At 45.6% G+C, this 18,758-nt stretch carries 22 protein-coding genes; 4 read left to right on the top strand and 18 right to left on the bottom strand.

Features of this window, described 5'->3' with window-relative positions:
* Nucleotides 1-43 precede the first annotated feature (43 nt).
* A complete protein-coding gene (locus H3S83_RS03965) occupies nucleotides 44-409 on the top strand; it encodes a hypothetical protein (protein WP_077970523.1) in 366 nt (121 codons plus the stop codon).
* 273 nt (nucleotides 410-682) lie between these two features.
* Here H3S83_RS03965 and H3S83_RS03960 read toward each other — a convergent pair whose 3' ends face one another.
* From H3S83_RS03960 to H3S83_RS03875, 18 genes are all read right to left on the bottom strand, one after another.
* Nucleotides 683-1,768: a flagellin gene (locus H3S83_RS03960; protein WP_198237702.1), complete on the bottom strand. Its 1,086-nt coding sequence runs from the start codon at nucleotides 1,766-1,768 to the stop codon at nucleotides 683-685.
* A 391-nt stretch (nucleotides 1,769-2,159) separates the two neighbouring features.
* Nucleotides 2,160-3,227: a flagellin gene (locus tag H3S83_RS03955; RefSeq protein WP_198237701.1), complete on the bottom strand. Its 1,068-nt coding sequence runs from the start codon at nucleotides 3,225-3,227 to the stop codon at nucleotides 2,160-2,162.
* Nucleotides 3,228-3,616: 389 nt separating this feature from the next.
* On the bottom strand, nucleotides 3,617-4,684 hold the full coding sequence (locus tag H3S83_RS03950; protein ID WP_198238978.1) for a flagellin: 1,068 nt from the start codon (nucleotides 4,682-4,684) through the stop codon (nucleotides 3,617-3,619).
* Between the two features lie 207 nt (nucleotides 4,685-4,891).
* Nucleotides 4,892-5,662, bottom strand: a complete 771-nt coding sequence (gene fliP, locus H3S83_RS03945) for a flagellar type III secretion system pore protein FliP (RefSeq protein WP_198237699.1) — start codon at nucleotides 5,660-5,662, stop codon at nucleotides 4,892-4,894.
* Nucleotides 5,659-6,153, bottom strand: coding sequence for a flagellar basal body-associated protein FliL (fliL, locus tag H3S83_RS03940; RefSeq protein WP_077970517.1), 495 nt, complete (start codon nucleotides 6,151-6,153; stop codon nucleotides 5,659-5,661). Before fliL ends, fliP begins: the two co-directional genes overlap by 4 nt.
* A gap of 180 nt (nucleotides 6,154-6,333) precedes the next feature.
* The gene (gene flgH, locus H3S83_RS03935) at nucleotides 6,334-7,056 is read right to left on the bottom strand and encodes a flagellar basal body L-ring protein FlgH (RefSeq protein ID WP_198238977.1); all 723 of its coding nucleotides are present in this window, start codon (nucleotides 7,054-7,056) and stop codon (nucleotides 6,334-6,336) included.
* Between the two features lie 14 nt (nucleotides 7,057-7,070).
* Nucleotides 7,071-7,670, bottom strand: coding sequence for a MotE family protein (locus H3S83_RS03930; protein ID WP_198238976.1), 600 nt, complete (start codon nucleotides 7,668-7,670; stop codon nucleotides 7,071-7,073).
* Nucleotides 7,667-8,929: a flagellar basal body P-ring protein FlgI gene (locus H3S83_RS03925; RefSeq protein ID WP_198232551.1), complete on the bottom strand. Its 1,263-nt coding sequence runs from the start codon at nucleotides 8,927-8,929 to the stop codon at nucleotides 7,667-7,669. Before H3S83_RS03925 ends, H3S83_RS03930 begins: the two co-directional genes overlap by 4 nt.
* Nucleotides 8,926-9,387: a flagellar basal body P-ring formation chaperone FlgA gene (flgA, locus tag H3S83_RS03920; protein ID WP_077970511.1), complete on the bottom strand. Its 462-nt coding sequence runs from the start codon at nucleotides 9,385-9,387 to the stop codon at nucleotides 8,926-8,928. Before flgA ends, H3S83_RS03925 begins: the two co-directional genes overlap by 4 nt.
* 6 nt (nucleotides 9,388-9,393) lie before the next feature.
* A complete protein-coding gene (gene flgG / locus H3S83_RS03915) occupies nucleotides 9,394-10,191 on the bottom strand; it encodes a flagellar basal-body rod protein FlgG (RefSeq protein WP_077973434.1) in 798 nt (265 codons plus the stop codon).
* A 60-nt stretch (nucleotides 10,192-10,251) separates the two neighbouring features.
* Nucleotides 10,252-10,602, bottom strand: coding sequence for a flagellar hook-basal body complex protein FliE (locus H3S83_RS03910; protein WP_077973433.1), 351 nt, complete (start codon nucleotides 10,600-10,602; stop codon nucleotides 10,252-10,254).
* 2 nt (nucleotides 10,603-10,604) lie between these two features.
* The gene (locus tag H3S83_RS03905; protein ID WP_077970510.1) at nucleotides 10,605-10,793 is read right to left on the bottom strand and encodes a hypothetical protein; all 189 of its coding nucleotides are present in this window, start codon (nucleotides 10,791-10,793) and stop codon (nucleotides 10,605-10,607) included.
* A gap of 4 nt (nucleotides 10,794-10,797) precedes the next feature.
* Nucleotides 10,798-11,217 (bottom strand): flagellar basal body rod protein FlgC, encoded by a 420-nt coding sequence (gene flgC / locus H3S83_RS03900; protein ID WP_188317780.1) that lies wholly within the window; start codon nucleotides 11,215-11,217, stop codon nucleotides 10,798-10,800.
* Entirely contained in the window at nucleotides 11,217-11,603 is a 387-nt protein-coding gene (gene flgB, locus H3S83_RS03895) for a flagellar basal body rod protein FlgB (protein ID WP_077970508.1), read from the bottom strand. The genes flgC and flgB overlap by 1 nt, the downstream gene beginning before the upstream one ends.
* Before the next feature lie 443 nt (nucleotides 11,604-12,046).
* Complete coding sequence (locus H3S83_RS03890; RefSeq protein WP_077970507.1) at nucleotides 12,047-12,961, bottom strand: hypothetical protein; 915 nt, start codon at nucleotides 12,959-12,961, stop codon at nucleotides 12,047-12,049.
* A 24-nt stretch (nucleotides 12,962-12,985) separates the two neighbouring features.
* Entirely contained in the window at nucleotides 12,986-14,365 is a 1,380-nt protein-coding gene (gene fliI, locus H3S83_RS03885) for a flagellar protein export ATPase FliI (protein ID WP_198225214.1), read from the bottom strand.
* A 59-nt stretch (nucleotides 14,366-14,424) separates the two neighbouring features.
* Nucleotides 14,425-15,165, bottom strand: a complete 741-nt coding sequence (flgF, locus tag H3S83_RS03880; RefSeq protein WP_188317760.1) for a flagellar basal-body rod protein FlgF — start codon at nucleotides 15,163-15,165, stop codon at nucleotides 14,425-14,427.
* Between the two features lie 84 nt (nucleotides 15,166-15,249).
* On the bottom strand, nucleotides 15,250-16,050 hold the full coding sequence (locus H3S83_RS03875) for a DUF1217 domain-containing protein (protein ID WP_198225215.1): 801 nt from the start codon (nucleotides 16,048-16,050) through the stop codon (nucleotides 15,250-15,252).
* A 288-nt stretch (nucleotides 16,051-16,338) separates the two neighbouring features.
* Between H3S83_RS03875 and motA the strand changes: the two genes are divergently transcribed.
* From motA to H3S83_RS03860, 3 genes are read left to right on the top strand one after another with little or no spacing between them, the layout of a single operon-like run.
* A complete protein-coding gene (motA, locus tag H3S83_RS03870) occupies nucleotides 16,339-17,214 on the top strand; it encodes a flagellar motor stator protein MotA (protein ID WP_077970501.1) in 876 nt (291 codons plus the stop codon).
* Between the two features lie 2 nt (nucleotides 17,215-17,216).
* On the top strand, nucleotides 17,217-18,239 hold the full coding sequence (locus tag H3S83_RS03865) for a FliM/FliN family flagellar motor switch protein (RefSeq protein ID WP_198238975.1): 1,023 nt from the start codon (nucleotides 17,217-17,219) through the stop codon (nucleotides 18,237-18,239).
* Nucleotides 18,217-18,690 (top strand): BAB2_0123 family type IV secretion system effector, encoded by a 474-nt coding sequence (locus H3S83_RS03860; protein ID WP_225867953.1) that lies wholly within the window; start codon nucleotides 18,217-18,219, stop codon nucleotides 18,688-18,690. The genes H3S83_RS03865 and H3S83_RS03860 overlap by 23 nt, the downstream gene beginning before the upstream one ends.
* Nucleotides 18,691-18,758 lie beyond the last annotated feature (68 nt).

The following is an 18,758-nucleotide window of genomic DNA, read 5'->3' as shown; positions in this document are numbered from 1 at the left end:
TCATCGGGGGATGGTTAATTGTTGCAAATAAAAAGGATAATCGATGTACCGTTTATTTTTCACAGCAATTTTGTGTTTGCCGCTTGTTGCCTGTGGCGGCTCAAAAAAGACCTGTAGTTCAACAGCCGTGTTGGACGCTCTTCACGACAAATTGGTCATTGGGATGAACTATGAAATCGGAGTTGACGACTATTATAATGGGCAGAAGGCAAAAATTACTTTGACCGACCCGCGTACTATTGGCCCGAGTGGTGACGTTATTCGTTGTTCTGTAGCAATGAAATTGACCCACTATGTCGACCCTAAAACGAATGTACGCTATCCACAACCCGTGGAAAAAACTGTTTCTATGCCTTACAGTTTTAAAAGTGTCGATGCGATGATTACTCAAATCAATGTTGCACAATAATTCAGGCCTGTCATTCTGACTGCGTTTTCCGATCTACCTGTTCTTTTTGAAGCTTAACGATGAATAGATCGCAAAACAGGCTCGATATTACATTCCGGAATAGATGAGAAATTTTTAATCAATCAGTGCTTATGCCACCGGCAAAGAATAGCCGGGAAGAAAAAATAGAATGCAAGAATTGTATTCAAGAAAAAGGCCGCGTTAGAAACGCGGCCTTTTTTAATTGATAGAGCAACTCCGGTTGAATTTGCAACCGGAAGAGCATGATTGCTATTATTGACGGAACAGCGACAAGATGTTCTGGCTGTTCTGGTTGGCAATCGACAAAGCCTGAATGCCCAATTGCTGTTGAACCTGCAAAGAAGCAAGGCGGGCAGATTCTGCATTCATATCGGCATCAACCAGCGAACCGACACCTTTATCAACGGCATCCATCAACTTGCTGACATAGTCGATCTGGCCTGTAACCTGTGCTTTCGCAGCACCAAGTGTTGCACCGGCAGTAACAACAGCAGACGTTGCACCTGTGACTTTGCTCTGAATAGCTTTGATAATTGTCTCCATACCTGACGCAGAAACATTGCTAAAATCAGCGTTAGCAAAATCCTTCACTGTCAATTTGTCTGCTACGTTAGTTAAGGCTGTTACGGCGTTGTTATAAGCATCTTTTTTACTACCATAATCGGTATCAGACGGTTTAGCAGCGTCTAACTCCGCTTTCTTGTCCTTGATAGTGCCTAATAAATCCGAAATCTTGGAACCATCCGCTGCGCCGGTGTCATACGAGCCAAAAACATCTTTCAAAACACCGCCGGACAAATCGAATGTGCCGTTAGCGCCCTTGGTTGCAAAGTTGAGTTCATTGCCACCAACATCAATCATATCAACATAAACAGCCGAACCTTCACGACGATAGGAACCGGCAATACGTACCGACTGACCGCCATTACCAAGAATGTTCTTTTCAGCCAAAGAGGCCGAATAAACAGCGGATTCAATATCATTCATATTGGCTTTGATATCAGCCTGAATCTTTGCAACATCGCCTGAACCTTTTTGATAGGCAGTGGTCAAAGATTTCTGAATGTTATCAAGATATTCTTTCGATTTATCAATGGTTGCGTTAGCAACATCAATCTGGCTTTTACCCAAAGCCATCGCATCGGAAACAGAACTTAATGCATTACGGTCGGATTTCATCATAGATGAAATTGACCAATAAGCGGTGTTGTCGGATGCTTCGTTAATGCGCAAGCCAGTTGAAACACGGCGCTGCGTTTGATCCATACTATCGCCAATTGAACGCAGAGTTTGCAAAGCATTCATGGCGGATTGGTTGGTAAGTAGACTTGTACCCATAATAGTTGTCCCTTGGGGTTAGAATTTAACGGGGACATGCTGGCCATCCAGCGGGTGACAGAGCGGCATCATGCCTATTAGAATTTCAGGTTTTCTTCACCCCCTAACCTGTCACGTCTTATATATACTATATATATGTCTGGTTGTAAATAATATTTTCCAATTAAAAACAATACCGTTCTCACGATCAACTGCTGAACCTTTACGTTATTGTTTTTATTCATATTTTTACACTAAATTTTGTTATATTCTTTTCAAGAATATCTGATTATTCGACAATAAACATAAAAACATATGAGGCAAATATAAAAATGGCCGCGTTTCTAACGCGGCCTGTTTATTTAATAGAGCAACTCCGGTTGCATTTGCAACCGGAAGAGCATGATTACTATTATTGGCGGAACAGCGACAAGATGTTCTGGCTGTTCTGGTTTGCAATTGACAAAGCCTGAATGCCCAATTGCTGTTGAACCTGCAAAGAAGCAAGGCGGGCAGATTCTGCATTCATATCGGCATCAACCAGTGAACCGACACCTTTATCAACGGCATCCATCAACTTGCTGACATAGTCGATCTGGCCTGTAACCTGTGCTTTCGCAGCACCAAGTGTTGCACCGGCAGTAACAACATTAGATGTTGCATTCGTGACTTTGCTCTGAACAGATTTCAAAATCTGTTCCATCGTTGCCGAGGAAACTTTACTGAAATCGGCATCAACAAAATCCTTTACTGTCATATTCTTGACAGCACCATCCAAGTTTTTTTGAGCCTCAGTTATTTTGTCCTTCTGCTCCTGAGTGGCACTCTCACCTGCAGTTGTAACAGCATCCTGAGCCGCTTTAAGTTTACTTTCCAAATCTGCAAAATCCGGTTTGGTTGCTGCTTGCCCAAAAATGTCCTTCAGTTGGCCTTGGCTCAAATCGAATGTGCCGTCAGTGCCCTTGGTTGCAAAGTTGAGTTCATTGCCACCAACATCAATCATATCGACATAGACAGCCGAGCCTTCACGACGATAGGAACCGGCAATACGGACTGACTCACCATTATTACCAAGAATGTTCTTTTCAGCCAAAGAGGCCGAATAAACAGCGGACTGAATATCATTCATATTGGCTTTGATATCAGCCTGAATCTTCTTGATATCGCCTGAACCTTTTTCGTAGGCGGTGGTCAAAGATTTCTGGATGTTATCAAGATATTCTTTCGATTTATCAATGGTTGCGTTAGCAACATCAATCTGGCTTTTACCCAAAGCCATTGCATCGGATACAGAACTTAATGCATTACGGTCGGATTTCATCATGGATGAAATTGACCAATAAGCAGTGTTGTCTGATGCTTCGTTAATGCGCAAGCCAGTTGAAACACGGCGCTGCGTTATGTCCATACTATCGCCAATAGAACGCAGAGTTTGCAATGCATTCATAGCGGATTGGTTGGTAAGTAGACTTGTACCCATAATAGTTGTCCCTTCGGGTTAGAATTTAACAGGGACATGCTGGCCAACCAGCGGGTGACAGAGCGGCATCATGCCTATTAGAATTTCAGGTTTTCTTCACCCCCCTAACCTGTCACAACTCATCTATACTATATTTATGCTTTTTTGTAAATAATATTTTATTAATAAAAAAAATACCGTTCTCACGATCAACTGCTGAACCTTTACATTATTGTTTTTATTCATGTTTTTACAATAAATCTTGTTATATTCTTTTCAAGAATATCCAATTATTCGACAAAAGGGCACAAAAATATAAGGCAAAAGAAAAGGCCGCGTCGGAAACGCGGCCTTTTTAAATTGATAGAGCAACTCCAGTTGCATTTGCAACCGGAAGAGCATGATTACTATTATTGACGGAACAGCGACAAGATGTTCTGGCTGTTCTGGTTTGCAATTGACAAAGCCTGAATGCCCAATTGCTGTTGAACCTGCAAAGAAGCAAGGCGGGCAGATTCTGCATTCATATCGGCATCAACCAGTGAACCGACACCTTTATCAACGGCATCCATCAACTTGCTGACATAGTCGATCTGGCCTGTAACCTGAGCTTTCGCAGCACCAAGAGCTGCACCGGCAGTAACAACATTAGATGTTGCATTCGTAACTTTGCCCTGAACAGTTTTCAGAACCTGTTCCATCGTTGCCGAGGAAACTTTACTGAAATCGGTATCAACAAAATCCTGAACGGTCATATCCTTGACAGCATTAGTAATGGCGTCTTGAGCATCTGTTACGCCTTTCTTATCTTCGTCAGTGGCAGTATCACCTTTTGCTGCAAGAGCAGCCTGAGCTTTTTGAAGATCATCGTCCAATTTCGCAAAATCCGGTGCAGTTTCTGCTTTCCCAAAAACGTCTTTCAAGACGCCTTTGGTCAAATCGAATGTGCCATCAGCTTGTTTTGTTGCAAAGTTAAGGTCGGCACCACCAACGTCGATCATATCGACATAAACATTCGAGCCTTCACGACGATAGGAACCGGCAATACGGACTGACTCGCCGCCATTACCGAGAATGTTCTTTTCAGCCAAAGATGCCGAATAAACAGCGGACTGAATATCATTCATATTGGCTTTGATATCAGCCTGAATCTTTGCAACATCGCCTGAACCTTTTTCATAGGCAGTGGTTAAAGATTTCTGGATGTTATCAAGATAATCTTTCGATTTATCAATGGTTGCGTTAGCAACATCAATCTGGCTTTTACCCAAAGCCATCGCATCGGAAACAGAACTTAATGCATTACGGTCGGATTTCATCATGGATGAAATTGACCAATAAGCGGTGTTGTCGGATGCTTCGTTAATACGCAGGCCCGTTGAAACACGGCGCTGCGTTGTGTCCATACTATCACCAATTGAACGCAATGTTTGCAAAGCATTCATAGCGGATTGGTTGGTAAGTAGACTTGTACCCATAATAATTGTCCCTTCGGATTAGAATTTAACAGGGACATGCTGGCCAACCAGCGGGTGAAAGAACGGCATCATGCCTATTAGCTACAAGCGGTTTTCTTGTGAATCCCTCGCTAACCTTTCACGACTCTTATTTAGTCGGCTTACTAACGTATGTAAAGGTTTTTTAGAAAAAAATTTTTTCAAAAATATGTTAATTAGTTTTTTCGTCTAATTAAATGAGCGTATCAAACTTCCTACCAGCAAATTCCACCCGTCGATCAAAACAAAGAACAAAATTTTGAAAGGCAGGGATATAACGGTTGGCGGCAGCATCATCATGCCCATAGACATTGTCAAAGTTGCAACGACAAGGTCGATAACCAGAAAGGGCAAAACAATGAGAAAACCGATTTCGAAACCGCGCCGCAATTCGGAAATCATAAAGGCAGGCACAAGAACACGGTAATCGACCTGTTCACCGGAGCCAACCTGAAACGAGGGGTCTGCCAGATCGACAAAAAGATCAAGATCCTTTTCCCGCACCTGACTGAGCATGAATTCACGAAATGGCTGGCCAATGCGTTCTGCCGCTTGTTGTTCGCTAATCTCGTTATTCATAAGCGGTTGAACGCCGCCGGTCCACGCCTGATTGAAGGTCGGAGCCATAACATAGAATGTCATGAACAATGCGAGCGAAATCATGACCAGATTGGAGGGAGCTGTTTGCAAACCGAGGCCGGAACGCAAGAGGGAAAACGCAATGGCAAAGCGGGTGAAGCTTGTTACCATTATGAGCAACCCCGGAGCCACGGAAAGTACCGTCAACAAACCGAAAAGTTGGACAATCCGCCCGCTTATCGAACCCCCCGCCTGCGGCAGCAGATTTGACAGCGCCCCGCCGCCTGATGCTTGTGCTGCTGCGGCATTGGTTTCCTGCGCAAAGGCACTGTCAACGCCAAAAAGCAATATAAAAAATGCCAGCAGGAAAAGGCGTTTCATTGCTCGACCACCAGACTAGAAATCAGAACATTGGTCACTTTGCCCTGTGAACGGGTACGCGCCCGATCAACTAGATCTTCCCGCAGATTCATAAGTCCGGAAGCTCCTTTGATTTGCGCAATCGTGCTATTTCGCAAATAAGCCAAAAAATCATTTGAAATTTCAGCAGCAACAGAAGGAGAAAGCACTTCACCCGGTTGTGATACGAGAGAACATTCAATACGGATCCAGGCGTTATTGGGCGCAGCCATATTGGTAAGAATAGGATTTAAAATGGTAACACTGCTATTTGACGCGATCGTGTCGGCATTTTTCTGGGCCTCGGTTTTTACCGGCTCCGGAGGAGGAGCAATTTCCTTACCGATTTGTGTTCCCAAAAACCAGCCGCCGCCAGCAGCAACCAAAGTTAAAATAACACCGGCAAGAAGCAGTGCTTTGAAACCGCCAGCCTTTTTTCCTTTTCCGTCACCTTTTTCAGGCTCTCCTGCCATAAAAACCTCTTAAGTTAAAGTTCAAGGCATTTATGCCCTTTTTTCCGTTTTATCAGTATTCTATCAGAGAATAGATGAATAAACCTTAAAGTGGCAAGCTTTCAAGTCCTTATACAGAACTTGAACAAAGGGAGCCTGTTGAAGATGAAGCTCCCTTTATTATCATATCTATAAATTCTATCAGAATGGCGATATCTGGTTCATAATCTGCTGGCCATAAGGCGGTTGCTGGATCTCGCTCATGCGACCACGCCCACCATAGGAAATGCGGGCTTCAGCGATTTTATTGTATTCGATCGTGTTGTTACCGGTAATATCACGCGGGCGTACAACGCCAGCAACATTCAGAACACGCAATTCGTAGTTGACGCGAACTTCCTGCGAACCGTTGATAACCAGATTGCCATTCGGCAATACATCTGTAACAACTGCTGCAACCGACAATTTGATGTCTTCCTTACGCTCAACCTTCGCATCACCCTTCGAGTGGGCGGTTGAATCACCATTCACGCTACCACTGTTTTTACCTATCAGCGGGTAAGTTGCGCCTAACGTATATTTGCCATTGGCATCACGTTTCAGATCACTCTTGTTATTCAAATTGGCGCGGTCATTGATCGAAATCTGGACAGTTAATACGTCCCCCGGTTTCATCGCACGCGGGTCGCGGTAAAAGCTGTTTGACGATGAACGGTAAAGCGAATATTTGCTTTCTTTCGGTTTTGTCGGATAAATATCGGGGTTCATCGAGGGAGCATAGCCGAGATCTGCCCGAACCGGCGAAAAATCCGGCACCGAGTTAAAATCTTTTGTGTTGTAAGAACAGCCAGAAAGCGCAACCGTTGCCAGAACGACACTGATAAGCGCGACTCTTGATTTACGGGCGTCTAAAACGTTTTTCATTTGTTTAACTTTCATCATTGGCCTGCTTTTACAGACTTGGGTGCCTGCTTGTTTTCCGGCGGAAGTTTTTGTGCACTCACCAGAACTTTGGTGAGGTTAGCCGATTTTTCCGGTGGCAATTCATTCATAATGGCACTTGAGATACGCGGCGTCAGTTTCAACATAATGGCGGCTGCGGCAAAATCATCAACCAGCGCCAATTGGGCAGCAGCAGCATCAGGGCGCATTTTGGAAATGATATTGACCAATGAATCCTGAGCTTTTGCCAAAAATTCGTTACGTTTGTTCAGCCAGTTCTCGTATTCCTGACGTTTTTCTTCCAGAACCTTGATGCGATCATCGATCTGCATGCGTAATTGCTGCAATTGCTGACTCTGTAGTTCGAAGCGGGCATCTGCCGCCTGACTGTCAATATTGCCGCAGAATTTTTCAATTTCATCCTGCGAGGCATTGGCAGAGGGAAGTGTACGCTGCGGCGACGGAGCCGAAGGAATGGTAGATGATTTGTTCGGGCTTGAAGTCGCAGCACCTTTTTGTGCCAAAGCGTTATTCATGAGCCCGCACAGCGGAACCAATCCCAGAATTGCCAGAACTTTACGCCGAGATCCGATCATTGAACCACAAGCTCCGCATGAAGTGCACCGGACGTTTTAATCGCCTGCAAAATGGCGATGATGCCGGTGGGCTTGACACCGATCTGGTTCAAACCTTTAACCAGATTATCGAGATTGGTACCGCCAAGAATACCAATATTGGACGTTTGTTCATTAGCATCGACGGCTGTTTGCGGCAAAACGACCGTGTCACCCGTTTCACTGAACGGCTCGGGTTGTGACGCATAAGGCGTTTCGGTAACGCGAACAGTCAAACTGCCATGCGAAATAGCAACACGCGAGACACGGACCTTTTCACCGATAACAACCGTACCTGTACGTTCGTCGACAACAACACGGGCAACTTCATCTGTCGGAATGGGAAGCCCCTCGATTTCGGCAATGAAACGGGCCGCCGAAATACTTGCCGGTTTTTTCAAAACAACCGTTTTGGCATCGCGTTCTTTTGCAACACTTTGATGATAGCGTTTATTGGCAAAAACATTGACCAGGTCAGCAACGCGGATAGCTGTCGAAAAATCCGGATTATGCAATTCCAGAACAATATCGGCATCGCGGTTGAAATTGCCTTCAACTTTACGTTCAACCAACGCACCATTCGGAATACGACCGGAGGTCGGAACCCCTTGTGTTACAGTTTCTGCGGCACCTTGTGCTGCAAAACCGGAAATGATCATATTACCTTGTGCAACAGCATAGGTTTCGCCATCTGCACCGAGAAGCGGTGTCATAACCAGCGTACCACCCTGTAAGGACTTTGCGTCACCCAGTGATGAAACACTGACATCAATTCTTGAACCCGGCGTTGCAAAAGGTGGAATATCGGCGGTAACAATAACCGCGGCAATGTTATTTGCACGCGAAGCACCAGCCGGCGGGCTAATTCCGAGATTATCCAACATGGCACGTAAAGATTGTTCTGTAAAAGGTGAATTACGTAACGAATCGCCTGTGCCGTTAAGACCGATAACCAAACCGTAGCCGACGAGCTGGTTTTCACGGACGCCCTGAATTTCAGCAATGTCTTTCAATCTTGCAACAACTCCGGGGCGTGAAAGGTCGGAATAGCGCATCTTTGCCGGATCACCGCCCGAGCCGAGCCATGAAGCATCGGATGCTGCTTCGGAATTGAAATGGCGTACATTGCGGCCACCTTCATCGGCAAATGCGGGCATAACACCCATCAATAAAGCCGCAACAATTCCTAACGAACGACCAATCCTTAACGAACGACCAATCCCAAACGAACAACCAATCATTGCCCACCTACCCTGACGCTGCCGTCAGACAAGACCGTACCGCTTACAATACGACCGGAATCGACATTGCGAACCTTGATAAAATCACCTGCACTGCCGGGTTCCATCGAAACGCCCGAAGCGGTTATTACCAAATCACCGGCATTGAAAACCAGTTTTGTAGATTGACCACGTTCAATCAGAACCGGATCTCCCAAAGAAGATAACGAGATCGGCCGGCCGGCTGGCAATGTACGTTTAGCAACCTTGTTTAAAGCCTGCTTGACATCGGTTACATATAAAGGAGCCGCATCAACCTTGATGTAAAACATCCTTTCGCTAAGACCGACATTGCTTACAGGCTGTCCGGCATAGACTGTCGTGGTCGGAACGAGAAAGCCTATCCTATCCGCATAGGCTTGCGTTATCGACGCTGTCGACAACAATAAACCTGCAATAAGGAGAGAAAGCTTTTTCATTTTAAATTACCTTAAGTTCTTCGAAACAACTGCCGACATTTCATCTGCGGCCTGAATAACTTTCGAATTCATTTCATAAGCACGTTGAGCCGCGATCAATTCGGTAATTTCTTTCACCGGATCAACGTTCGAAGCTTCAAGATAGCCCTGCATGATCGTTCCATAGTTTTCTTCACCCGGATTACCCGCAATAGGTGCACCCGAAGCCTGTGTCTCACGAAAAAGATTGTCACCAACCGGCTCGAGGCCTGCTTCATTGGTAAAATTGATCATGTTGAGACGACCGGCTTCAACCGGAGCAGCATCGGCATCCGGCTGATAGGTTACGCGACCATCTGCACTCACTGTAATAATGCCGTTTTTGCCGAGTTCGTTCGGAACAGTAATAACCGGCTGGACGAGATTGCCATCAAGGGTAACAACCTGTCCGTTTTCGTTCAGGTTGAATGCACCCGAACGGGTATAAAACGTGTTGCCATTCGGATCCTGAATTTCAAAATAACCTCGTCCACGGATTGCCAAATCAAGCGAGTTGGTTGTCTGGACGAATGAACCCTGCATATTGTTTTTGCGAACGGCAGCAGTACGAACACCAAGACCGACAATGGCACCTTCCGGAATAGTTGCTTCATTCATCATATTCGGGACGCCAACAGCGCGATCGGTCGTGTACATAAGATCGCTGAATTCGGCGCGGGAGCGTTTATAACCAGTGGTGTTGATGTTTGCGATGTTGTTTGCAATCACATCAAGATTGGTCTGCTGGGCGTTCATACCGGTGGCCGCAATTGATAAAGATCTCATAACCATTGGACTTTTCCCTTTATTTCTTTCATTTGCTCAAGTGTTACCCGAACCAACCGGTTAAATTTGCATACGACTAACTTCGAGATAGGCCTGAACGATCTTGTCTCTGATGGCAATTGCTGTGTTCAATGAACGTTCGGCATCCATTACCGAATTGACAACTTCACGAACCGACACGTCGCCACCTTCCATTTTTTGCATTGAAAGGCTTTCGGCCTTTTCAAGATTGTTTCCGACGGCGCCGCTAACTTCAGCGAGTACCTGATCGAAACTAGGACTTTTTACACCCTGAGCCTGACCTGTAGCTTGCGTGTCTAATGAAGTTGTCTGGCTGGCATTAGAGCCGTATGATTGCCCCAACCTTTCAAGAGCGGCACGTGTTGTTGCTGATGTTAACGACTGTATCATCATCAAATCCCCGTCATTTTCAGTGCACTTGCAAGCAAATGTGCAGAGCGGCAGATAACTTCGAGATTGGCTTTATAGCTACTTTCATCGCTAATCTTTATAGTCTGGCCTTTGATATTGATCTCATTATTACTCAATTGTTCTTCAAGCTTCGAAAGATTTTCATCTTTATTTATAATTATGGTTTTCAACTTATTAACCTCTCAGCAGGTCAATTGTCTGGGATACGAGATCCCGGGCCTGACGAATAACTTGTAGATTTGCTTCATAAGACCGGTTTGCTTCACGCATATCTGCCATTTCAACGATTGCATTCACATTCGGATATTTCACATAACCATTGGCATCGGCGGCCGGATGACCCGGTTCATATTTGACAATGTAAGGTGATTTATCCGTGGAAATACGGGCAATTTCTACGCCTTGAGCTTCGGCATAAGGATTAAGAGCGGCCTCGAAACTGACTGTCTTGCGTTGATAGGGATTTGCTGCGGCAGTATCTCCTGTCGAATTCGCATTGGCCATATTTTCAGCAATAATACGAAGGCGGGTTGATTGGGCTGCAAGCCCTGTTGTTGCGACCCGGCCGGCTGCAACGAGTGGATCAGACATGATCACGATCCTCCTTTAACGGTAGCCATCATCATTCGATGAAAGGCTTTTACGATAACGGTATTGAGTGACATTTGCTGGCCGATTTCACCACCTTTACGCATTTCTTCTTCCAGATTGACATTATTTCCGGAATGGGTGGTTTCAATCGTATCTTCAGGCCGCATTGCATGGGATTCCATGCCATTATCCGTGACATCCATGTGCTTACTGTTTGTTACAGCCATTGCCATGGTATCATTGTTGAGAATTGCAGCGAAGTCTTTTACGTCACGCGCTTTGTATCCGGGAGTATTAACGTTAGCAACGTTACTCGCGACAGTCTTTTGGCGCGTTGCCAACCAGTCTGCTTGTTTATTTGCTATATCGAAAAGATTTACCGGACCCATTGTCGTATACTCTATTGAACAGAATAAACAATAGGCCCTTAAACTTGCGCGAGACTTGCGTTTGAAATGTTTTTTAAAAAATATAAATATATAAAATATTTCAATGAGTTATCATAAAAACAAAACCTGTTTTTAAGAATCCGGTGGCGCTAAAGCAATGAATTTTGTCAATCTTCACCCAAAAACTTCATCTAACACATTTCATTTACCGGATCGCTCTCTTCATATATCGGATAGCGCCCTCAAGCGCATTTTAAATTCTGAAAGGAAACCCAAGAATAGAACAAAACGGAAGAACCAGCGCCATCTTACCGAAAAGGTCTTCCCTTCAAATGACTTACCTAACAGTTTCGGCAAAATATGGCTTTTGTGATAATTTGTGCTTCTCAAGGCTTCACATTCAATTTATTGATTGACCGGCAATTTATTGATTGACCGGCAACTTATTGATTGACCGGAATTATTCCTTTCGAGGTCTTGAGAGCAACTTTACCGGTTTCGCTATCTTTCATAACACGGACATAATAACTTCCATCAGGAAGTTTGCTGCCGGGTCTTGCGAACCAATACCCCTGATCATATTCTATCATTGCCATTCCATTGACAACGTCTTTGACAACATAGGGTTTCGACTTTGGAGCTGTCGGTTTCAAGCTTCCGTCTGTCTTGTCAGGATTTTCGCTTTTTGGAAGCCCCCGTCCGTTTGACATAATCGCTTTCTTTGAATCATAGTCACGCGTGGCATAAGGATCGACGCGATCGACAAGTTCGAAATGCGAGCGCTTGTACCAGCCATCATGAGGTTTGAATGTACCTACCGCTGCCGGCTTATTGTCGGATGCACCTGCCCCGCCCTGTCCACCAATCTGGAACGCATAGACAACAAAAGGCAAACTGCCGCAGCCGATTGCCATAGCAACCCCCATGGCGCGCAACATGGAATCAACAGAACTGAAAATTCCAAAAAACACACCTGTCGATGAACTTGCTGCCGAATTTGCAAATGTGAATGCCTGCAGCCCTGCTACACCGGCAGATATTGCCGCAATCACTCTCTTGAAAACACCAATATGCTTTTTGTCTTCAGCAACTCCATTTGTGCTGGCGCCGATTGGCGAAAGCTCGTCGGGATTACGCCAGGATAAAAACCACTGGCCTTTATTTTTTTCCCTATTATTCTGGTTTACTCGATCAGTTTCAATATTTTCGAGATCAGACAACAGTTTTGCCAATTCTTGTTCCGTGGCATCGCTGCGTTTTTTATTGGCCAGATTTTTCATCCTGAAACCACTGAACTTTTGATAGGTTTCGCTACCAAAGCCCGGAAAGGATGAACCAAAATTTGTAATATCAGTCATGATTGAAATTCTCCTGCGCCGTTTTTAGGCCGACTGATTTTTCAGGGCTTTGGCAAGATCATCATAAGGATCGCGGGGAACCGGCGTATCCGGTGACTGGTTCATAGCATCGTAAATTCTCGGCACCATAACCACCGCCTGATCAAGAACCGGATCCGATCCGGGACGGTAGGCACCCATAGCACGTAGATCGCGCGTTTCTTCATAGCGTGAAATCATCTCTTTCAAACTTCTTACGAGCTTTTTTTGTTCGGGAGTCCAGCTATGCGGTGCCAAACGGGAAATTGAAGCCGGAATATCAATTGCCGGATAGCGGCCCTGTGCTGCTATTGCTCTGTCGAGCACAATGTGTCCGTCAAGAATACCGCGAATAGCATCAGCGATCGGATCATTATGGTCGTCACCATCAACAAGAACCGCGTAAACGCCGGTAATTGACCCTTTTCCTTCCGGCCCCGGACCGGCACGTTCCAACAAACGCGGCAGATCGCTGAACACACTTGGCGGGAAACCGCGGGAAACCGGTGGTTCACCAGCCGCAATTGCCACCTCGCGGGCAGCGAGCGCATAACGGGTAATGGAATCGACCATCAATAATACATTGTCACCCAAGGAACAAAAATATTCGGCAATTGTCGTAGCCATTGCCGGCGCTAACCGGCGCATCATCGGACTCTCGTCTCCTGTCGCAACGACTGTGACAACTTTGGATAGCTTTCCCTTCATCGTATCGTCAAGCATATCGCGAACTTCACGACCACGTTCTCCGGTCAATGCCAAGACCACTGTGTCGAAATCATCGGTTGAGGTCATCATTGCCAATAATGTTGATTTACCAACACCGGAACCGGCAAAAATACCGATACGCTGGCCGAAACAGAGCGGCGTAAATATATCAATAACTTTAACGCCTGTGCGCAATCCTTTACCGACCCGTGCCCTTTTAAGGGCTGGTACAGCCTGTGTTTCAACCGGCATCTTTCTTGGCCCTGTGGCAATGGGACCCAAATCATCAATGGCCTCTCCCAATGCATTGACCACCCGACCTTTCCATGATTTGTCGGGAGAAACGAGCAAAGGCCCGTTTGCAAATACAGATGCATTAAGCGCCGGAACAAGAGTTTCATCGTAAGGCTTGATCAACACATGATCTTCATTCACACGAATGATTTCTCCGCGCGCCATGTTGTGTCCGCAATCGATCAGGACACTATCACCAAGCGCAACATCATCGGAAAGCCCGCGTGCTTCGACAGCAACGCGCGAAACATCACTCACCAAACCGCCTTTGCTGACCAAAGGCGACTGTTGACGTTTTTCATGTTCGGCAAAAGCAACGAGCAAAGACAAGGCATTCGTACGAGATATACCAAGATCACTATTTTCTTCCGGGCTCTGTTCCATAAAATTTTTCCACAAAAATGATAATCTCAAGCGGCTAAAATTTCAGTTCTGATGAACTGTTATTGGTTTTTACCACCCAAAGTCTGAATTGCCTGCGAACTTCTTTCTTCCTGCTGACGCATCATAGCTTCAACACGTTCGAAAGCTCTTGAAACTTCGATAAGACGGGTCATCTCGACAACACCATTGACATTGGAGTTTTCCAGAAAGCCCTGTACAACGCCGTTTGCCGCATCACCTTGAACCGGAATAGGTGCCTTGTCGGGAATTACGGAAGCATTGGGGCCATAATGCAATTTGCTGTCGGGCTGGAATTGATAAAGACCGATAGCTGCTACCTGCAAATTATTCTGATAAATTGCACCGTCGGCAGCAATGCGCGGGGTGCCGTTTGCCGGATCAATCTGTATGGGTGCACCACCATTATCCAGAAACGGATATCCCTGAACCGATACGAGCCCACCTTCCTGGGTCATAACCATACGCCCGTCACGGGTATAGACCTGACCATTCGGCGTTTGTAGTGAAAAATAGGAATCGCCATTAACGGCGACATCAAGAGGATTGCCGGTTTGCGTAACCGGCCCACGATTGGTCGAGATATAAGTTTTTCCGGCGCTACTAAAATTAACGTTCTGGTTATTGTCGCGGGCAACAGGGGAAACAAGAGATTCAAACTTCATCTCTTCCGACCGGAAACCTGTTGTGTTTACATTGGCCATATTACGCGCAATGGTTTCCATGCGCCTTTCTAAACTGATTTGCCCCGAAACACCAACATAGATCGGATTTTGCATCAATCTTTGTCCTTTCTTGCCCAGACAGTGTCACGACGTCTGGCTTCCAATGAGGCGGACAAAAGATCAACGCAAAAAGCGCTATGATCAATTGCCACCCGGTTTAAGCGACTGCATTGCAATCATCGAGGCATTCGAAAAACCGAATGTGCTCCCCGTATTTGTGCTCTGCAGAAGAGTTAATGCAGGACTTACCTGCGGTTGGTTTTTGGCGTCATACATCGCCGAAAACCGACCAATGAATTTTTCCAATTTTGTCGCGTCAGCCAGATCATCAAAGCTCATTTTCTGTTCGAGAAGTCGTTTTTGCGCGTCGACATCGGAACCGCGCACGCTGTCGGGAATACCAAGAGCCGTATAGACAACCTCTGCAAGTGCTTTATCCGCAATGATCTGGTAAGCCCACTCATCTTTTGACAAGCTGCCATTTTTAGCCATGCCACCAACAGTACGCGTAAAATAAAGTGCAAGACGCGTACCTTCATTCTGGTCACCCACTTCTGTTTCCAGTGTCTGCTGCATGTATTTATTGACTGCAGCTTTTGTTGCACTGTCCTGAGAAGTGGCCTTATCTCCATATGCGTTGAAGTTGAAAGCAGCGGCGAATTGTTGATAACGTTTATCCGTCAGATCTGCGGCATACTTGGGATCGGTTAGAACCTTGCGCATCATGCCTTTGGCATAGATCATATCTTCAAGGCCATAAGCCTTCATCGCATAATTGAAAAGGCGCGTATCACCAAGAAAATCGTCAACTGTTTTTACACTTTTTATGTTCTGAGTGTAATAGTCTGTTTCGCGCTTGACATTGGGTTCACTCATAACCCTGTCAAGCGTCTTTGACATATTATCAATTGTACTTCTATAGCTGACATAAGTGCCAATCATAGGATTACCTTTCCTCAGTAATTGTTATGTAGCGGATGAAACTTGCCCGAAACTGAATTCACCGTTACAACAGCTCATGACTGTTTTGTTGTCGTCATCATATTTATTATGGATAATAGCATAACAGTCATTATAAATATAATATAATATCAAGAATGTCTGTTTTTTAGCGTTCTGGCAAGAAACTTGCGATAATGTCATGACTGAATTATAGATTTTGATCTGGCAAGTTTCACGCAAGGCCATCATTCTATAGATTAGTTGACTTAAGACATAGGAGCGTTTGCGTTGGGTGTTATTCTCGGATTAGCGATTGCACTTGGCTGTATCCTCGGAAGCTTTATGGCAATGGGGGGGCATGTATCTGTTCTTATGCAGCCTTGGGAATTTGTGATTATTCTAGGTGCTGCATTCGGCACATTTATTATTGCCAACCCTTTTTCTGTTATAAAAGACACGATGAAAGCCACCTTGGAGGCAATGAAAGAAGCTGTTCCCAAACAAAAGGACTATCTTTCATTACTCGGCCTTCTCTATGCCTTGATGCGCGAAATGCGTTCAAAATCACGTTCGGAAGTTGAAGGCCATTTCGATAATCCGAAAGAATCTGCCATTTTTCAACAATATCCGACAATATTGAAAGATGACTCAATCACCAATTTTATTTGTGATTACTGCCGTCTTATACTTGTCGGAAATGCCCGTCCTTTCGAAATCGAGGCTTTGATGGATGAGGAAATCCATACCATTTCACAGGATGCGCTCAAATCCGCTTCGGCTTTACAAACAGTAGCCGATGCTTTGCCTGCTCTTGGTATTGTTGCGGCCGTTCTCGGTGTTGTTAAAGCGATGGGCCATCTTAATGAATCACCGGAGGTTTTGGGGCACTATATCGGTGCAGCTTTGGTCGGTACTTTTGGCGGTATTTTCTTTGCTTATGCCGTGTTTGCTCCGATTGCGTCGAAAATCAAACTTGTTCGTGGCAAAAAAACCCGTATTTATACCGTGATAAAACAGACACTTCTGGCTTACATGAATGGTGCAATGCCACAAATTGCTCTTGAATATGGACGCAAAACGATTTCTGCAAAAGACCGTCCGACAATTGACGTGGTCGAGCAGGAAGCCATTTCCGGTCAACCTTCAAGTAAAGAGGCTGCATAACAATGTCGGAAGCAACCCCTGGCAACACGACTGAAAATGCCGGAACAAGTGACCAAAAACCCGCTGCTTCTGCCGCAAGCAACGCTGCCGGCGAAACAGTGGAAGAAAAGAAAAAAGATGTTTTGGCCGAGCATATTTTGCGTGCTGCCGGGCTGTCGAGCGACGACCTTATGTCGTTTCAACATGTATTTGGCGATGCAGCAACAAATTTAAGCGCAAGGTTGGCGCAATATACGTCTGCTACATTCACCATAGAAGTTAAATCGCTCGACACTTTGAAAGCCGACGCATTACCCCAAATTATCTCGGGGGATACGCTGGTTGTCAGGTTCGAAGCAGACCAGTGGGGTGGTGACGTATTGTTTGTTCTGGATGCAAATCTTGTAAGCGTTGTAACAGACGCCTTTTTCGGAGCACCCGAACCGGCGATTCTCAACCGCAATGGTCGGCCGTTCAGTGCCGTTGAAACGCGAACAGGACAGACATTGGCCAAAGTTTTATCTCTGGCAATGGATGATGTTTTCGGGAAGGGTGACGGGACGCTTTTTAACTATAAAGAAACGACGGATGCGCAACAATTCGACATGGAAGAGTTCCAGCAATTAAGGATGTTTTCCTGTGTCCTTTCGTTCAAATCCGGAGAGGTCGAAACAACCCTTACTCTGCTTATGCCGAGAAGTTGTCACCGGCCGATCCAGGAGGCCGTTACCAGAGTTTTGCGGGCACCTTCAACGCGAACCGATCCATTATGGGCCAAGCGTTTGCGTCAGGAAGTCAGCCGGGCTCATGTAGCGATTGAAGCTTATATCATTGAAGGCTCGATGACCTTGAATGATTTGATGCATATCGAAGTAGGACAAGTCCTGCCATTACCGGCAAATGCCGTTAAGCAGGTAAGATTGCGCAGCGGCGACAAACCGCTTTACAAATGCTCTTTGGGCAAAGTGGGATCGAATTTTTCTGTACGGGTTACCGACCCGATTGATGAAGAAGAGGAAATGTATGATGAACTGGTTCATAATTAATATTATAGGTGCCGTCCTTGCGATGACATCTGTCGGTGTATTTGTCATTACATCACGCAAATTGGCCAGTACCATTCGTCTCGGGCGTCAATTGGCCGAACAGGTTCATGCTGCAACATCAAGCCTTGATCGCGCTGTCAGGGCGCTCAGAGAAGAACATCAGGATTTTCGGGACGAGAACAAGAAACTCGATGCACGCATCACCGAGTCATCACGGATCCGCCGCGAAGTTGACCGTTCGGTTGCCCATATGGAAACAATCCGCAATCAGTTGCAAGGAGATTTTAACCGTCTTCGTGGTATATTGACTGCCCAGTCGCATGGACCCACAACAAATTCTGCCCCGACAACCCATTCGGTTAATCAGCAAACAATGCAGAATAACGGTCTGCCGGTTTTTGTCCAACGCAGAGTTCATAAATCGGATCTTGGCAACAGAGTACAATTTTAATCGCAAACGGCCTTGGGCCGTAATGAAACGGTGAAATAATGGCAGACGATACGAAACCGACAACGACC

Origin of the sequence: Bartonella sp. W8122, assembly GCF_016102485.1 — a bacterium.
Lineage (GTDB): Bacteria > Pseudomonadota > Alphaproteobacteria > Rhizobiales > Rhizobiaceae > Bartonella > Bartonella apihabitans.
The sequence above is the reverse complement of the archived record's forward strand: the minus strand, read 5'-3'. Positions and strand labels throughout refer to the sequence as shown.

What these genes read in the sequence shown, in the direction of transcription:
- H3S83_RS03965 (WP_077970523.1), top strand. Translation starts at nt 44, where the DNA reads ATGTACCGTTTATTTTTCACAGCAATTTTGTGTTTGCCGCTTGTTGCC.
- H3S83_RS03875 (WP_198225215.1), bottom strand. Translation starts at nt 16,050, where the DNA reads ATGATTGGCACTTATGTCAGCTATAGAAGTACAATTGATAATATGTCA.
- flgH (WP_198238977.1), bottom strand. Translation starts at nt 7,056, where the DNA reads ATGAAAAACGTTTTAGACGCCCGTAAATCAAGAGTCGCGCTTATCAGT.
- H3S83_RS03860 (WP_225867953.1), top strand. Translation starts at nt 18,217, where the DNA reads ATGATGAACTGGTTCATAATTAATATTATAGGTGCCGTCCTTGCGATG.
- H3S83_RS03890 (WP_077970507.1), bottom strand. Translation starts at nt 12,961, where the DNA reads ATGACTGATATTACAAATTTTGGTTCATCCTTTCCGGGCTTTGGTAGC.
- fliL (WP_077970517.1), bottom strand. Translation starts at nt 6,153, where the DNA reads ATGGCAGGAGAGCCTGAAAAAGGTGACGGAAAAGGAAAAAAGGCTGGC.
- H3S83_RS03955 (WP_198237701.1), bottom strand. Translation starts at nt 3,227, where the DNA reads ATGGGTACAAGTCTACTTACCAACCAATCCGCTATGAATGCATTGCAA.
- H3S83_RS03865 (WP_198238975.1), top strand. Translation starts at nt 17,217, where the DNA reads ATGTCGGAAGCAACCCCTGGCAACACGACTGAAAATGCCGGAACAAGT.
- H3S83_RS03960 (WP_198237702.1), bottom strand. Translation starts at nt 1,768, where the DNA reads ATGGGTACAAGTCTACTTACCAACCAATCCGCCATGAATGCTTTGCAA.
- H3S83_RS03950 (WP_198238978.1), bottom strand. Translation starts at nt 4,684, where the DNA reads ATGGGTACAAGTCTACTTACCAACCAATCCGCTATGAATGCTTTGCAA.
- flgA (WP_077970511.1), bottom strand. Translation starts at nt 9,387, where the DNA reads ATGAAAAAGCTTTCTCTCCTTATTGCAGGTTTATTGTTGTCGACAGCG.
- fliP (WP_198237699.1), bottom strand. Translation starts at nt 5,662, where the DNA reads ATGAAACGCCTTTTCCTGCTGGCATTTTTTATATTGCTTTTTGGCGTT.
- H3S83_RS03925 (WP_198232551.1), bottom strand. Translation starts at nt 8,929, where the DNA reads ATGATTGGTTGTTCGTTTGGGATTGGTCGTTCGTTAAGGATTGGTCGT.
- fliI (WP_198225214.1), bottom strand. Translation starts at nt 14,365, where the DNA reads ATGGAACAGAGCCCGGAAGAAAATAGTGATCTTGGTATATCTCGTACG.
- H3S83_RS03910 (WP_077973433.1), bottom strand. Translation starts at nt 10,602, where the DNA reads ATGATACAGTCGTTAACATCAGCAACAACACGTGCCGCTCTTGAAAGG.
- flgB (WP_077970508.1), bottom strand. Translation starts at nt 11,603, where the DNA reads ATGGGTCCGGTAAATCTTTTCGATATAGCAAATAAACAAGCAGACTGG.
- flgG (WP_077973434.1), bottom strand. Translation starts at nt 10,191, where the DNA reads ATGAGATCTTTATCAATTGCGGCCACCGGTATGAACGCCCAGCAGACC.
- H3S83_RS03930 (WP_198238976.1), bottom strand. Translation starts at nt 7,670, where the DNA reads ATGATCGGATCTCGGCGTAAAGTTCTGGCAATTCTGGGATTGGTTCCG.